The 14713-nt window shown below is 61.7% G+C and carries 15 protein-coding genes; 8 read left to right on the forward strand and 7 right to left on the reverse strand.

The genetic code is table 11. The features are described 5' to 3' along the window. Positions 1 to 91: 91 nt before the first annotated feature. The 5 genes from purL (at position 92) to J5N58_RS00610 (ending at position 4609) form a co-directional block, all read left to right on the forward strand. Positions 92 to 2314 carry a phosphoribosylformylglycinamidine synthase subunit PurL gene (gene purL / locus J5N58_RS00590; RefSeq protein ID WP_244709131.1) on the forward strand — a complete coding sequence of 741 codons (2223 nt, stop codon included), beginning with the start codon at positions 92 to 94 and terminating at the stop codon, positions 2312 to 2314. A gap of 32 nt (positions 2315 to 2346) precedes the next feature. Further along, complete coding sequence (locus J5N58_RS00595; protein WP_112828193.1) at positions 2347 to 2580, forward strand: BolA/IbaG family iron-sulfur metabolism protein; 234 nt, start codon at positions 2347 to 2349, stop codon at positions 2578 to 2580. A 19-nt stretch (positions 2581 to 2599) separates the two neighbouring features. Then, positions 2600 to 2821 (forward strand): hypothetical protein, encoded by a 222-nt coding sequence (locus J5N58_RS00600; protein ID WP_112828192.1) that lies wholly within the window; start codon positions 2600 to 2602, stop codon positions 2819 to 2821. Between the two features lie 108 nt (positions 2822 to 2929). Continuing rightward, positions 2930 to 3262 carry a Grx4 family monothiol glutaredoxin gene (grxD, locus tag J5N58_RS00605; protein ID WP_112828191.1) on the forward strand — a complete coding sequence of 111 codons (333 nt, stop codon included), beginning with the start codon at positions 2930 to 2932 and terminating at the stop codon, positions 3260 to 3262. A gap of 141 nt (positions 3263 to 3403) precedes the next feature. Next, complete coding sequence (locus J5N58_RS00610; protein WP_244709651.1) at positions 3404 to 4609, forward strand: multidrug effflux MFS transporter; 1206 nt, start codon at positions 3404 to 3406, stop codon at positions 4607 to 4609. Between the two features lie 75 nt (positions 4610 to 4684). On the opposite strand, the gene J5N58_RS00615 is transcribed toward J5N58_RS00610, so the two are convergent. The 4 genes from J5N58_RS00615 to rpsD all read right to left on the reverse strand — a co-directional run bounded on the left by J5N58_RS00615 (position 4685) and on the right by rpsD (position 8107). Then, the gene (locus J5N58_RS00615) at positions 4685 to 5506 is read right to left on the reverse strand and encodes an inositol monophosphatase family protein (protein ID WP_244709134.1); all 822 of its coding nucleotides are present in this window, start codon (positions 5504 to 5506) and stop codon (positions 4685 to 4687) included. A 2-nt stretch (positions 5507 to 5508) separates the two neighbouring features. Beyond that, on the reverse strand, positions 5509 to 6390 hold the full coding sequence (gene ttcA, locus J5N58_RS00620) for a tRNA 2-thiocytidine(32) synthetase TtcA (protein WP_244709136.1): 882 nt from the start codon (positions 6388 to 6390) through the stop codon (positions 5509 to 5511). 62 nt (positions 6391 to 6452) lie between these two features. Beyond that, entirely contained in the window at positions 6453 to 7379 is a 927-nt protein-coding gene (locus tag J5N58_RS00625; protein WP_112828187.1) for a glutaminase, read from the reverse strand. 110 nt (positions 7380 to 7489) lie between these two features. Beyond that, the gene (gene rpsD / locus J5N58_RS00630; protein WP_112828186.1) at positions 7490 to 8107 is read right to left on the reverse strand and encodes a 30S ribosomal protein S4; all 618 of its coding nucleotides are present in this window, start codon (positions 8105 to 8107) and stop codon (positions 7490 to 7492) included. A gap of 335 nt (positions 8108 to 8442) precedes the next feature. Between rpsD and J5N58_RS00635 the strand changes: the two genes are divergently transcribed. The 3 genes from J5N58_RS00635 to J5N58_RS00645 all read left to right on the forward strand — a co-directional run bounded on the left by J5N58_RS00635 (position 8443) and on the right by J5N58_RS00645 (position 11299). Then, a complete protein-coding gene (locus J5N58_RS00635) occupies positions 8443 to 9441 on the forward strand; it encodes a TerC family protein (RefSeq protein WP_113340198.1) in 999 nt (332 codons plus the stop codon). A 146-nt stretch (positions 9442 to 9587) separates the two neighbouring features. Beyond that, complete coding sequence (gene pepT / locus J5N58_RS00640; RefSeq protein WP_244709139.1) at positions 9588 to 10826, forward strand: peptidase T; 1239 nt, start codon at positions 9588 to 9590, stop codon at positions 10824 to 10826. 50 nt (positions 10827 to 10876) lie between these two features. Further along, a complete protein-coding gene (locus tag J5N58_RS00645) occupies positions 10877 to 11299 on the forward strand; it encodes a DUF1810 domain-containing protein (protein ID WP_113443394.1) in 423 nt (140 codons plus the stop codon). 12 nt (positions 11300 to 11311) lie between these two features. Here J5N58_RS00645 and J5N58_RS00650 read toward each other — a convergent pair whose 3' ends face one another. The 3 genes from J5N58_RS00650 to J5N58_RS00660 form a co-directional block, all read right to left on the reverse strand. Beyond that, the gene (locus tag J5N58_RS00650; protein ID WP_113437605.1) at positions 11312 to 12832 is read right to left on the reverse strand and encodes a helicase HerA domain-containing protein; all 1521 of its coding nucleotides are present in this window, start codon (positions 12830 to 12832) and stop codon (positions 11312 to 11314) included. Between the two features lie 169 nt (positions 12833 to 13001). Beyond that, complete coding sequence (locus J5N58_RS00655) at positions 13002 to 14294, reverse strand: hemolysin family protein (protein WP_113340285.1); 1293 nt, start codon at positions 14292 to 14294, stop codon at positions 13002 to 13004. A 211-nt stretch (positions 14295 to 14505) separates the two neighbouring features. Then, on the reverse strand, positions 14506 to 14697 hold the full coding sequence (locus tag J5N58_RS00660; RefSeq protein ID WP_113457067.1) for a DUF1127 domain-containing protein: 192 nt from the start codon (positions 14695 to 14697) through the stop codon (positions 14506 to 14508). Positions 14698 to 14713: the final 16 nt, after the last annotated feature.

Genomic DNA, 14713 nt, shown 5'->3' on the forward strand with positions numbered 1-14713 from the left:
CGGCCTACATGCGCTAAAGAGGCGCCGAAACGCCGATTTCCCGCAGCCGGCCGGCGCAGGACGAGCCCCAGGACAAGCCTCAGGACAAGCGATGACGATCTCCAACACGATTGCAATCACTCCCGAACTCGTAGCCGCCCATGGCCTCAAGCCGGACGAGTACGACCGTATCCTGCAGCTCATCGGCCGCGAGCCGACCTTCACCGAACTCGGCATCTTCTCGGCGATGTGGAACGAGCACTGCTCCTACAAGTCCTCGAAGAAATGGCTCCGCACGCTGCCCACCAAGGGCGAACGCGTCATTCAGGGCCCCGGCGAAAACGCCGGTGTCGTCGATATCGATGATGGCGACGTCGTGGTCTTCAAGATGGAGAGCCACAACCACCCGTCCTATATCGAGCCTTACCAGGGTGCCGCGACCGGCGTCGGCGGCATTCTCCGCGACGTCTTCACCATGGGCGCCCGCCCCGTTGCCGCGATGAACGCGCTTCGCTTCGGCGCGCCCGACCACCCGAAGACCCGTCATCTCGTCGCCGGCGTCGTTGCCGGCGTCGGCGGTTACGGCAATTCCTTCGGCGTGCCGACCGTCGGCGGCGAAGTCGAATTCGACTCCCGCTACAACGGCAACATCCTCGTCAACGCCTTCGCCGCCGGCCTTGCCAAGTCCGATGGCATCTTCCTTTCCGAAGCCAAGGGCGTCGGCCTGCCTGTGGTCTATCTCGGCGCCAAGACGGGCCGCGACGGCGTTGGCGGCGCGACCATGGCATCGGCGGAATTCGACGAATCGATCGAAGAAAAGCGCCCGACCGTGCAGGTTGGCGACCCGTTCACCGAAAAGTGCCTTCTGGAAGCCTGCCTCGAGCTGATGGCAACAGGCGCCGTCATCGCCATCCAGGACATGGGCGCAGCCGGCCTGACGTGTTCGGCCGTTGAAATGGGCGCCAAGGGCGACCTCGGCATCGAGCTCGAACTCGACAAGGTGCCGGTGCGCGAGGAGCGCATGACGGCCTACGAAATGATGCTGTCGGAAAGCCAGGAGCGCATGCTCATGGTTCTTGAACCGTCCAAGGAAGACGTCGCCAAGGCGATCTTCGTCAAGTGGGGTCTCGACTTCGCTATCGTCGGCCACACGACGGACGACCTTCGCTTCCGCGTCATCCACCAGGGCGAGGAAGTCGCGAACCTGCCGATCAAGGAGCTGGGCGACCAGGCACCGGAATACGACCGCCCGTGGATCGAGCCGAAGGCGCCGGCCCCGCTCGCAGAAAACGACGTGCCGCAGGCCGATGTCGCCGACGCGCTGGTCAAACTGGTCGGCTCCGCCAACAACTCCTCGCGTCGATGGGTCTATGAACAATACGACACGCTGATCCAGGGCAATTCCCTACAGCTTCCGGGCGGCGACGCCGGCGTGATCCGCGTCGACACCCACCCGACCAAGGCGCTCGCCTTCTCTTCCGACGTCACGCCGCGTTACGTCGAGGCCGATCCGTTCGAAGGCGGCAAGCAGGCCGTCGCCGAATGCTGGCGCAACATTACCGCGACGGGCGCGCTGCCGCTTGCTGCCACCGACAACCTGAACTTCGGCAATCCGGAGCGCCCTGAAATCATGGGCCAGCTGGTCTTCGCCATCAAGGGTATCGGCGAGGCCTGCAAGGCCCTCGACTTCCCGATCGTCTCCGGCAACGTCTCGCTCTACAACGAGACCAACGGTCAGGCGATCCTGCCGACCCCGACGATTGCAGGCGTCGGCCTGATGAAGGACTGGTCGAAGATGGCCCGTATCCGCTTCGCGGCTCAGGGTCAGGCAATCCTGCTCGCCGGCGCGCCCTCGGGCTGGGGCACCCACCTGGGACAATCGGTCTATCTGCGCGATATCCACGGCCGCACCGACGGCCCGGCCCCGTATGTCGACCTCGCCCATGAAAAGAAGGTTGGCGACTTCGTCCGCGGCCTGATCCAGGATGGTCTCGCGACCGCCGTGCACGACTGCTCGTCCGGCGGTCTGGCGCTTGCGATTGCGGAAATGGCGATTGCATCCGGCATCGGCGCGACGATCAACGCGCTCGACGGCGCCGATCCGATCCCGGTCTTCTACGGTGAGGACCAGGGGCGCTATGTCGTCACCGTCGAAGAAAAGAACGTCGATGCGGCAATGGTCCGTGCCGAAGCCGCCGGCGTCTTCTGCCCGTGGATCGGTCGCACCGGCGGCAGCAACGTCGTACTGGGCAATGCCCGCGCGGTGGCAATTGAGGAATTGCGTTCCGCCCATGAATCGTGGTTCCCTGATTTCATGAATGGCGAAGTGGCCTGACCGGCCGCTTCCAGGAAGCAGGGAGAACGACCATGGCAATGAAACCGGGAGAAATCGAAGACCTGATCAGGGCGGGCATTCCGGGAGCCAAGGTCGTGATCCGCGATCTCGCGGGCGATGGCGATCACTACGCAGCCGAAGTCGTGGCGGAAGCCTTTCGCGGCAAGTCCCGCGTGCAGCAGCACCAGATGGTCTATGACGCGCTGAAGGGCAATATGGGCGGTGTCCTGCATGCGCTTGCGCTGCAGACCTCCGTTCCGGATTGAGCAGGCACCGGGGACCGATATGGCCGATCTCATCAAGGAAGTGGTCGAGAACGTCGTTGAAGGCGTTCTGAAGGAAATCCTGAAGAAGACCGGCGGACGCAGCGCCACGCGCCGCCGCAAGCGCCAGACGCGGTCTTCCTCCACCGGACGCTTTACCAGGAAGACGACGCGCAAGCCCGCGAAGAAGCAGGTCAGCCGCCGCCGGACCGCAGCAAGCCGCAGCCGCCAGCGCAAGAGCTGACCGCACCCGGCCGGTCCGCGGATTGCTCTGGCAAAAGCGCCTCATGCTTGCTATCTAGAAGAGACGTTTAAACAGCGGTCCTTGAAGCCGCATGTGAAAGGAAATCCCATGAGCGTTCACGATTTCATCGACAATGAAGTGAAGACCAACGACGTCGTTCTTTTCATGAAGGGCACCCCGCAGTTCCCGCAGTGTGGCTTTTCCGGCCAGGTCGTCCAGATTCTCGATTATCTCGGCGTCGCCTACAAGGGCGTGAACGTTCTGGCCGACAGCGAGATCCGCCAGGGCATCAAGGACTATTCCAACTGGCCGACGATCCCGCAGCTTTACGTCAAGGGCGAATTCCTCGGCGGCTGCGACATCGTCCGGGAAATGTTCCAGGCCGGCGAACTTCAGAAGCACTTCGAAGACCAGGGCATCGCCGTCCGCGGCGCCGCCTGACCATCGGCCCGCGGCTGATCCGCGGGAGTTCATTTTCGTTTCGATTTGAAAAGGCGTTGCCATCAGCAGCGCCTTCTCGTTGTTTTCAAGGCACGCATTATGACTAAAACGTTACAGCCCGCTCCGGCCAGTCTGAAAGGCATGGGACGAGTGGAATTCATCGCGATGATGGCCTTTCTGATGGCGCTCAATGCGCTCGCCATCGACATCATGCTGCCGGGCCTGCCGCAGATCGGCGCCTCGCTCGACGTCCAGAACGAGAACCACCATCAATACGTGGTTTCCGCCTATCTGATCGGTTTCGGTATCGCCCAGCTGTTTTACGGACCGATTGCCGACCGCTTCGGCCGCCGCAGGCCGATGCTGTTCGGCCTCGGCATCTATGTGCTGTCGTCGCTTATGGTCGTTCTCGTGCCGTCCTTCGGCACTCTACTCGCGCTGCGTTTCATCCAGGGCATCGGTTCGGCCGCCACCCGCGTCATCACCGTCTCCATCGTGCGTGACGTCTATGGCGGACGCCAGATGGCGGAAGTCATGTCCCTCATCATGATGGTATTCATGGTCATTCCGGTTGTCGCCCCCGGCACCGGGCAGGTCATCATGATGTTCGGCCACTGGCACTGGATCTTCGTCTTCATGGCCGCTGCCGCTCTGGCCGTCGGGCTTTGGATGTATCTGCGGCTGCCGGAAACGCTGCACCCCGAGGACGTTCGCTCCTTCACCGCAAAGTCCATCTTTCAGGGCTTCCGCATCGTGCTGACCGAGCGGGTAGCGCTTTGCTACACGATCGCAAGTACCTTCATCTTCGGCGCCCTGTTCGGGTTCATCAACTCCGCGCCGCAGATCTATCTCGGCATCTACGGGTTGGGCGCGCTGTTTCCGGTGGCCTTCGCAGCCGTTGCCCTGTTCATGGCGCTGTCGTCCTTCGTCAATGCCCGTCTCGTCGGGCGTTTCGGCATGCGGCGACTGTCGCATGCCTCTCTGCTGGGGTTCATCGCCATCAACAGCGTGTGGCTGCTGATACAAATCCTGGGTCCCCAGCCCATGCCTTTCCCGCTTTTCATCATGTTCTTCGCTCTGGCGATGTTCCAGTTCGGCTGGATCGGTTCGAATTTCAATTCGCTCGCCATGGAACCGTTGGGCCATGTCGCAGGCACCGCCTCGTCGGTCCTCGGCTTCATGGGCACGGTTGGCGGCTCGCTGATCGGCGCGATCATCGGCCAGGCGTTCGACGGTACCGCCCTGCCGCTGGTGGCGGGGTTCTTCACGGTCTCGCTGATCGGCCTTGTCTTCGTGCTCATCGCAGAACGCGGCCAGCTTTTCCGGCCACACAACAAGCCGGTCTGAGTTTTCAGCCCTGAAAAAGAAAGGCGCGCGAACCGAATGGTTCGCGCGCCTTTTCATTGGTGTGCCGGATGACGCTCAGACGTTGAAGATCTTTTCGCGAAGCTCGTTCCAGCTTGCCTCGTCCGAGGCCACGAGAATGCCGCCTTCGAAATCATAGGGCCTGTAGGCCGTACCATCGAGCTTGCGCACATGAGCGCCTGCTTCCGCCGAGATCAGCGTGCCGGCCAGATGATCCCACGGCATCAGCTTGCGATATTGCAGGAAATGCAGGTGGCCGGCTGCAAAGGCGCGATATTCATGGGCCGAGCAGCGATAACTGGTGAAGAGCCTGACATCGGCGAGATTGGCAAGCGTCTGCCGCTTCGCCTCGCGCTCCATATAGGTCACTGCGGCGATGCCCACCATCTGCGAAAGCGACACGGACGGAGCGACCGCCATCTGTTCCTGCTGGCCGTCCGGCCGGCAGAGCCATGCTCCGGACCCCTTTTCCGCAATCAGCCAGTCATTGCCCATCGGATCGTAGATCACCCCGGCGACCGTCTCGCCTTTGCGGACCACCGACAGCATGACGCCGAACAGCGGCAGGCCGGCCGCATAGTTGAAGGTGCCGTCGATGGGATCGACGATGACAGCCAGATCCGCATCATCGATCTTGCCGAGCAGCGCCGGATCGGCGGCGACCGCTTCCTCGCCAATAAAGACGGCCTCCGGCATCATGGTCGCGATGCGTTCGCGGATAACCCGCTCTGCCGCCTCGTCGGCTTCCGTGACCAGATCTATCGCCTCCGACTTCATCCGCACGTCATCCGTGCCGAGATTCCTGAAACGCGGCAGGATCTCGCCTTCCGCTGCCTCCTGAAGCAGGTTGGCAAGCGCTGCGATATCAAGTTCGGCCATGGTCAGAAATCCTTTGTCGTCTGAAGGGCGGAGAAATCGAAAAGCTTCGGGTCGAGAAGGTGCGAGGCATCCACATGGCCGAGCGCACGCAGCATCGCGTCCTTGCGTCCTGGCATCTTCGCCTCGATCCCCGCCAGCATCTCCTTCATCGCATTGCGCTGCAGTCCGTCCTGGGAACCGCAGAGATCGCAGGGGATGATCGGAAACGCCATCGCCTCGGCAAAGCGCGACAGATCGTCTTCGGCCGCATAGGCGAGCGGCCTCAGCACCATCAGATCCCCCTCGTCGTTCCGGAGCTTCGCCGGCATCGCCGAGAGACGACCGCCATGGAAGAAATTCATGAAGAAGGTTTCGAGGATGTCCTCGCGATGATGGCCGAGCACCAGCGCGTCGCAACCCTCCTCACGGGCGATACGATAGAGATTGCCGCGCCGGAGGCGCGAACACAGCGAACAATAGGTTCCGCCCTGGGGAACCTTCTCCTTCACCACCGAATAGGTGTCGCGGTATTCGATGCGATGCGGCACGCCGATCGAGGAAAGATAATCCGGCAGGATATGCTTCGGGAAATTCGGCTGGCCCTGATCGAGATTGCAGGCAACCAGTTCGACCGGCAGCAGGCCGCGCCATTTGAGATCGAGCAGGATGGCGAGCAGTCCGTAGGAATCCTTGCCGCCCGAAAGGCCGACCAGCCAGCGCTTCTGGCCGTTCAGCATGTCGAAATCCGAAAGCGCCTGCCGCACCTGCCGGATCAGCCGCTTGCGCAGCTTGTTGAAGCCGACGGAACGCGGTGCGGCGGCAAAGACCGGATGGGCGCCGCTCGAAAGATCCTCGTCCTCAGCGGCATCGGCTGTGAAACTGTCGGTCGATGGCGGGACGTTCATGGGCGGGCTCCGGTGCGCATGCGGCGCTTGAAAACAGCCAATGCCTGTTTAGGCCGTCAAGATCAAGTGCCGAACACCGACCAGCCGGTGCGCGTGGCGAGCATCTCCAGCGCAACCGAACCCAGCGCCGAGTTGCCGACCCTGTTCAGTCCCGGCGACCAGACCGCGATGGACGCCTTGCCCGGCGCAATCGCCAGGATGCCGCCACCGACGCCGCTCTTGCCCGGCAGGCCGACATGATAGGCGAAATCGCCCGACCCGTCGTAATGGCCGCATGTCAGCATCAAGGCGTTGATGCGCCGCGCGCGCTTCGGCGACACAACGGAGAAGCCGGTGAGCGGATTGGTGCCGCGATTGGCAAGATAGAGCCCGGCATGGGAAAGCTGCACGCAGCTCATGGCCAGCGCGCACTGGTGAAAATAGACCCCGAGAACATGCTCGACCGGATGCTGGAGATTGCCGAAACCGCGCATGAAATTGGCGAGCGCAAAGTTGCGGTAACCCGTCTCCTGCTCCGAGCGCGCCACCTTCTCATCGATGGTAACGGCATCGTCGTCGGCGATGAAACGCATGAAGCGCAGGAACTCGCCGATCGCCTCGCGCGGCTCGTGGCCGGCCAGGACCATGTCGGTGATGACGATAGCGCCCGCATTGATGAAGGGGTTGCGGGGAATGCCGTGCTCATGTTCGAGCTGGACGATCGAATTGAATGAGGAGCCCGAGGGTTCGCGACCGACGCGTTTCCAGATCGCCTCTCCCGCCTTGCCAAGCGCCAGCGTCAGCATGAAGACCTTGGAGATGCTCTGAATCGAGAAGGACGTCCCCGCATCGCCGGCGGTATAGGTGGTGCCGTCGACGGTCGTGATCGCGATGCCGAACTGGTTCGGATCGACGCGCGCGAGCTGCGGTATGTAGTCGGCTACCTTGCCCTCGCCGAGCCGGGGCTGAAGATCGCGCACGATATCGTCAACGACTGCCTGAAGGTCCATGGCTTCCTCTCGATGCAAAGCGCGGCCGACATAATCAACCGGGAATGCTGCAGCGCAAATAGAAAAAGCCGCCCGGAAGGGCGGCTTTCCACAATCGGCTCTCGCAGAAATCAGCGAGAATAGAATTCGACGACGAGCTGCGGCTCCATGACGACCGCATAAGGTACGTCGGAAAGGCCCGGAACGCGAACGAAGGTGGCAACCATCTTGTTGTGGTCGACTTCGATGTAATCCGGAACGTCGCGCTCGGCGAGAGAAACCGATTCCAGAACGGAAACGAGCTGCTTGGACTTCTGGCGAACTTCGATGACATCGCCGGCCTTGCAACGGTAGGAACCGATGTTGACGCGAACGCCGTTGACGGTGACGTGGCCATGGTTGACGAACTGACGGGCAGCGAAGACCGTCGGAACGAACTTGGCGCGGTAGACGATCGCGTCGAGGCGCGATTCGAGCAGACCGATCAGGTTCTCCGAGGTGTCGCCCTTGCGGCGGTTGGCTTCGTCGTAGATGGCGCGGAACTGCTTCTCGCGCAGGTCGCCATAGTAGCCCTTCAGCTTCTGCTTGGCGCGGAGCTGAACACCGAAGTCGGACAGCTTGCCCTTGCGGCGCTGGCCGTGCTGGCCCGGGCCGTATTCGCGGCGGTTGACCGGGGACTTCGGACGGCCCCAGATGTTTTCGCCCATACGGCGATCGATTTTGTACTTGGATGCAGCGCGCTTGCTCATCGCATTTCCTTCTCAATAAGTTAGGTCGGTTTGTTGCCAAACCGGTCGAGGAAACACGCCCTCCTCTGAACGCCATTTTGGACGTTCTGACAGGTTTCTCACGTAAGCGTACGGATGAAACCACGGGACATGTCAAAACAAACACCGGGCATTACGGCCCGGCGTTGGTGGGCTCAATAGCGACGGATCACGGGAAAGTCAACGGCTGGTGCTTGAACTAATTGCGCGGATGACCATTTCGAGGGAACGCAGCACCGGGCCCCTCTGACGCGAGTGCCGGATTCCCGTGATGTCGGAGCTGCTATCACCAACCGTTCCGGCAAAGGAAAGCCTCGATGGATTTTCTTTGGACAGACTTCTTGGGGACCGCCATATGGATGTGGCTCTCCTTCCTGGCCCTTGTCATACTTCTCCTCGCCCTCGACCTGGGCGTCCTGCACAAAAAGAACGCCGAGATCGGCATTCGTGAAAGCTTCCTGCTTTCCGCCTTCTACATGTCGCTCGGACTTGCCTTCGGCGGATGGGTCTGGTGGCAATCCGGCCAGCAGGCCGGCCTTGAATATCTGACAGGTTTCGTCGTCGAGAAAAGCCTGGCGATGGACAACATCTTCGTCATCGCCATGATCTTCGGCTATTTCGCCATTCCCCGCGCCTACCAGCACCGGGTTCTGCTCTGGGGAATTCTCGGAGTGATCGTCTTGCGCGGCATCATGATCGCCGCCGGTGCCTCCATTGTCGAGAACTATCACTGGGTTCTCTACCTTTTTGCCGCCTTCCTCATTGTCACCGGCATCAAGATGCTGCTTACCGCCGACAAGGAATACGATGTCTCGGGCAATCCGCTTCTGCGGTTCCTGCGCAAACATCTGCCGATCACGGAAAAACTCGAAGGGCACCGCTTCGTCGTCCGGCGGGAAGACGTCTTTTCCGGCAAAATGAAGATCTATTTCACCCCGCTCTTCCTGGCCTTGGTCATGGTCGAACTCGCAGACCTCGTCTTTGCGGTCGATTCCATTCCGGCGGTGTTTGCCATCACCACCGATCCCTTCATCGTCTACACCTCGAACATCTTCGCGATCCTCGGCCTCAGGGCGCTGTACTTCGCGCTGTCGGCGCTCATTCATCGCTTCGCTTATCTGAAGTATGCGCTCTCCGTGGTGCTGATCTTCATCGGTTCGAAGATCTTCGTGGCCGACATGCTCGGGCTTGCAAAGATCCCCCCCACGGTTTCGCTCGGCGTAACCCTCGCCATCCTCGGTGCTGGCATCCTCGGATCGCTCTGGGCGACCCGCAACGAGGACAAGGCGGGCGCAAACACGCTGGCTCGGGAATAGCGATCCCCTCGAAACAGGCGGGGGCGGCGCGATCATGCGCCGCCCTCGTCTTGGTCGCGCCCCACCGCTTTCGCTTTCGAGCATTCACGACAGCCCTCCGAAGGGCTATAGCTGGACGGTTTCCATACTTTCAATCTGGATAGCTCATGACCGATACCGTCCTTGAACGCTTTCTTCGCTACGTTGTCATCGATACCCAGTCGGACCCAGCCTCGTCGGCGCAACCCTCCACCGAAAAGCAGAAGGATCTCGGCCATCTGCTGGTCGATGAACTGCTGGCAATTGGCCTTTCGGACGCCCATCTCGACGAACACGGCAATGTCTACGCCACCATTCCAGCCAACGTCGAAAAGCCGGTTCCCGTCATCTGCTTCTGCTCGCATATGGACACCGCCCCGGATTTCACCGGCACGAATGTCAGGCCGCACGTCCTGCGCAACTACCAGGGCGGCGACATCCGTCTGACCGGCGACACCAGCCAGGTCATCCGCGTTGCCGATAATCCAGAACTGAACGCCCAGATAGGCCACGATATCGTCACCACCGACGGCACGACGCTTCTCGGCGCCGACGACAAGGCCGGTATCGCCGAAATCATGACGGCGGCCCAATATCTGATGGATCACCCCGAAATCCGCCGGGGCAAGGTCCGCATTCTCTTCACCACCGACGAGGAAATCGGCCGAGGCGCCGACAAGGTCAATCTCGAAAAGCTCGGCGCGGCCTTCGGCTATACGCTGGACGGAAGCACCGTCGGCGAAATCGAGAACGAAACCTTCTCGGCCGACGGCGTGGACATCGTCATCTCCGGTGTCGCCATTCATCCCGGCACCGCCAAGGGCAAGATGGAAAACGCGATCAAGATCGCAAGCGAGATCGTTGCCCGGCTACCGAAAGACATCGCGCCGGAAACCACAGAGGGCAAGCAGGGCTTCATCCATCCGGTCGATATCGGCGGCTCCATGGAAAAGGCCCGCGTCTCCTTCATCATCCGCGACTTCGTGGAAGACGGTCTCAAGACCAAGGAAACCCTGCTGGAGGAGATCACGAAAGAGGTCATGAAGAGCTATCCCGGTTCGACCTTCACCTTCTCGGTCAGGGAACAATATCGCAACATGAAGGTCGTCCTCGACCGGCACCCGATGGTCGTCGACAATCTGGTGGAAGCGGTGCGACGTGTCGGCCTGACACCGGAACTGCACAGTATCCGTGGCGGCACAGACGGTTCCCGCCTGTCCTTCATGGGCCTGCCCTGTCCGAACATCTTCACCGGCGGCCACGCCTATCACTCGCCGCTCGAATGGATAAGCCGGCAGGACATGGAAAAATCGGTCGAAACAATCGTGGAACTGGTGAAGGTCTGGGAGGAACGCACGCCGGACTGACGGTCGCCGCGGCCTGCGGATATCCGGCGGCAGGCAGGAAAGGAATTCGCATGAACGATCCTTTCGATCTCGAACGCTTCGTGAAAGCCCAAAACCCGGTTTACGGCGAGGTGCTTTCAGAACTTCGCAACGGGCGCAAGACGAGCCACTGGATGTGGTTCGTCTTCCCGCAATTGCGCGGGCTCGGCAACAGCCCCATGGCGGCAAGATATGCCATTTCATCGCTTGAAGAGGCGGCAGCCTATCTCGATCATGCGGTCCTCGGCCCACGCCTATGGGAATGCTGCGACATCCTCATGGAGACCGATGGGTTAAGCGCAGACGATATCTTCGGTTATCCCGATGTGCTGAAGCTGCGGTCATCGATGACGCTTTTCTCGAAGGCCGCCCCAGCACCCAGCATCTTCGACGGCATATTGGAGAAATATTACGATGGCGAGCCCGATCCGGGAACTCTGTCCCGATTGCGATAAACAAAGCCGATCTTATTCCGCCGCCGAGGGAACCTCCGTACAGTCGTCAGTGGCGTTCGGATCGCCGGGCCGGGTCTCGGCCTGAAGATCCGGAAAGGCGACAATGCGCTTGCCGGCAAAGTCGGTATGTACGACGATCAGCCCCTGCTCCTCGAAATAGCCGAGAAGCCTGCGGGCGCGGCGCGCGGAATGGGTCCCGTACGCCTTGGCGATTCGCTGATCGGAGGGGCAGACCTCGCCCCGGATCGCGGCCTTCGCCATCAGCAGGAAAACGCCCTGAAGATCGTCGGAAACACCGGCGGAAAGCGAAAGCGCGGTCGCCCAGGCTTCGCTCGCCGCCGTTTCTTCATCCACCCCTGCCCGAGCGATCGCCACCCGGCGACGGAACTCGCCCATCGCCATCGGCGGGCCTGGCACGCGGCGCATGCGGGCGCGAACGAGGAACTCCTGATAGAGAACGGAATCCGTGCGATACGCGGCCTGCGGATCGGCGAGGATTTCCGACAGAACGGCGGCAAGCCGTTCCTCCCGTTCTTCCTCCGAGATTTCCGGCGCGGTTGCCCGGCTTTCGGTCGCGACCGGCTGGGTTGCCGCCGGCGTCGAACGGGAGAGTTCGGCGAGAATGTCGGTGGTCGGACGTGGCGCGGGTGGCGCCCGGCGCACGATCGGACGGGTGAATTCCTCAGGGTCCGGCGTGAAAATCAGGTCTTCGACGTCCTGCGGCGCATCCGGCAGCGGCATCAGCTTGGGGCTAGACGAACGCGCCGAGGTCTCGACCGCACCGATGACGATCGGCAACGGACGGCGGGACAGCGCCGGGCCGAGCGCGACGAAGTTGCCGCGTTTGAGATCGCGGAACATCTCCGCCTGGCGGCGATCCATGCCGAGCAGGTCGGCCGCGCGCGCCATGTCGATATCGAGGAAGGTACGGCCCATCAGGAAGTTGGAGGCCTCGGCCGCCACGTTCTTGGCAAGCTTGGCGAGACGCTGCGTGGCGATAACGCCGGCAAGCCCGCGCTTGCGGCCGCGACACATCAGGTTCGTCATCGCCCCGAGCGACATCTTGCGGGCGTCTTCGGAAACGTCACCGCCAACGGAGGGCGCGAACATCTGCGCCTCGTCCACCACCACGAGAACCGGAAACCAGTATTCGCGCTCGGCATCGAACATGCCGTTGAGGAAGGCAGCGGCCGCCCGCATCTGTTGCTCGATATCAAGCCCTTCGAGCGTCAGGACGCAGGAAACCCGGTGTTGGCGGATACGGTTGGCGATGCCGGCAAGTTCGGCCTCTGTCCGTTCGCCGTCGACCACGACATGGCCGTACTTGTCGGAAAGCGTGACAAAATCGCCTTCGGGGTCAATGACGACCTGCTGCACCCAGGGGGCGGACTGTTCCAGCAGCCGGCGCAGCAGATGTGACTTGCCCGAGCCGGAATTGCCCTGCACCAGAAGGCGCGTCGCCAAAAGCTCCTCGATATCGAGCTTGGCCGGCTGACCGCCCGACACCGTTCCCATATCGATCCCGACCTGCAAATCCCCGACCTCGAAAAGTGCGAATCCCCGACGCCGCCGAAGCGGCGCATCAGGACATGCCATAACAAAAATGATGCGGATGCGCGCGTCAGGAAAAAATTAACCCACAGGGGAATGCGGCGCGTCCGGAACCGGCGCTGCATTCAAGCGAATGCTGCGCCGCGACCTGTCAGATATTCGGGTCCTCGGCCGGAGAAACCAGCAGCTTATCGATTCGGCGACCGTCGAGGTCGATCACCTCGAACTTCCAGCCGTCCTTGATGAAGCTCTCGCCGAGTTCCGGAATGCGCTTGAGCTCCGCGATCACGAAGCCGGCAACGGTCGTGTAGTCCGGGTCAGCCTCGGTCGTCACGCGAATCTTGTCGACGAACTCGTCGATCGGCGTCCAGCCGGCGACAAGGAAGGAGCCGTCATCGCGGCGAACCAGCGAGGGTTCTTCCTCCTCGCCTTCCTGGAAGGCGCCGGTAATCGCCTCCAGGATATCGCCGGAGGTGACGATACCCTCGAAATGACCGTACTCATCATAGACCAGAACCATGTGCAGCGGCGTCCGGCGCATGGCCTGGATGATGTCTGTAGCGCTTGCGAGGTCGGATACGATCGGCACCTCGCTGACGAGGGGGCGGATATCGAGAAGATCGCCCCCGGCGGTGATCGCGTCATAGACGTTCTTCACGAACAGCACGCCGATGATCTCGTCGGAATTGCCGGTACGCACCGGCAGGCGCGAATGCTGTGTCTTGCGCAGCGTTTCGCGAATTTCCTCCGGCGTATCCTCGATGTCGACCACCTCGACGTCGCGGCGCGGCGTCATCAGCCCACGCGCAGTCCGGTCCGCCAGGCGCATGACGCCGGAAATCATCGCCTGTTCCTCGGTCTCGATCACGCCGGCGCTCTGCGCTTCCGCCAGCACCGTCTTGATTTCCTCGTCGGTCACCGTGCCGGCGGCAACGCCGCTCTGGCCGAGCAGGCGCAGAACCAGCTTACCGGAAGCGTCGAGCAACCAGACAAGCGGCGCAGCGACCCGCGACAGGATCAGCATGGGTCCTGCGACCTTCGAGGCGACGCCCTCGGGATTGCGAAGCGCGATCTGCTTGGGCACGAGTTCGCCGACGATGAGGGAAAGATAGGTAATGAGAACCACGACGGAACCGACGCCCAGCGCATTTGCGGCACCGGCCGAAAGCCCCTGCGTTTCAAGCCAGACCGAAAGCCGGTTGCCAAGGGTGGCGCCTGAAAACGCACCCGAAAGAACGCCGACCAGGGTAATGCCGATCTGCACGGTGGACAGAAACCTGCCGGGCTCTTCGGCGAGTCTCATGGCCACGGCTGCGCCAATATTGCCCTGTTCGGAAAGCACCCTCAGGCGCGCGGTCCTCGATGACACGACAGCCAGTTCCGACATTGCAAGAACGCCGTTCAACAGGGTTAGAAAAACGACGATCAAAATTTCCGTTAACAAAACGAGAATCAAAGCTCCTCTACACCGGCTAAGCGTCCGGCAACAGGGAAGATCTCTAGCATAGATGCCGACGCCTTCCAAACGGGAACCCCGACGCCTCCCGAATTTAGCGGGCTGTTGATTTCGAACCGGAATTCAGGCCGCAGCCTGCCGAAAAGGCGTGTCTGCTGTCACGCCCGGCATGGCATAGCCGGGCGCGACCGCACACCGTTCACGGCCTGAAATCCCAAGGATTGAGGCTCGCATGGCGACGGGGAGCCTCCATTTCCGGCAGGCCGATATCCCGACGCATGTAATTGTCGAGATCGTCCAGCCGGTTCGAGGAACGACGCTCCCGCCAGCCGAGGGCGAGAATAGCCCGGACAAGCTTCCAGAAACCGTATTCCCTGTGCAGTTCATTCATGGCCTCAGCCAGAGGA

It is taken from the genome of Paenirhizobium cremeum, assembly GCF_022884085.1.
In the GTDB taxonomy this organism is placed as follows: Bacteria; Pseudomonadota; Alphaproteobacteria; order Rhizobiales; family Rhizobiaceae; genus Allorhizobium; species Allorhizobium cremeum.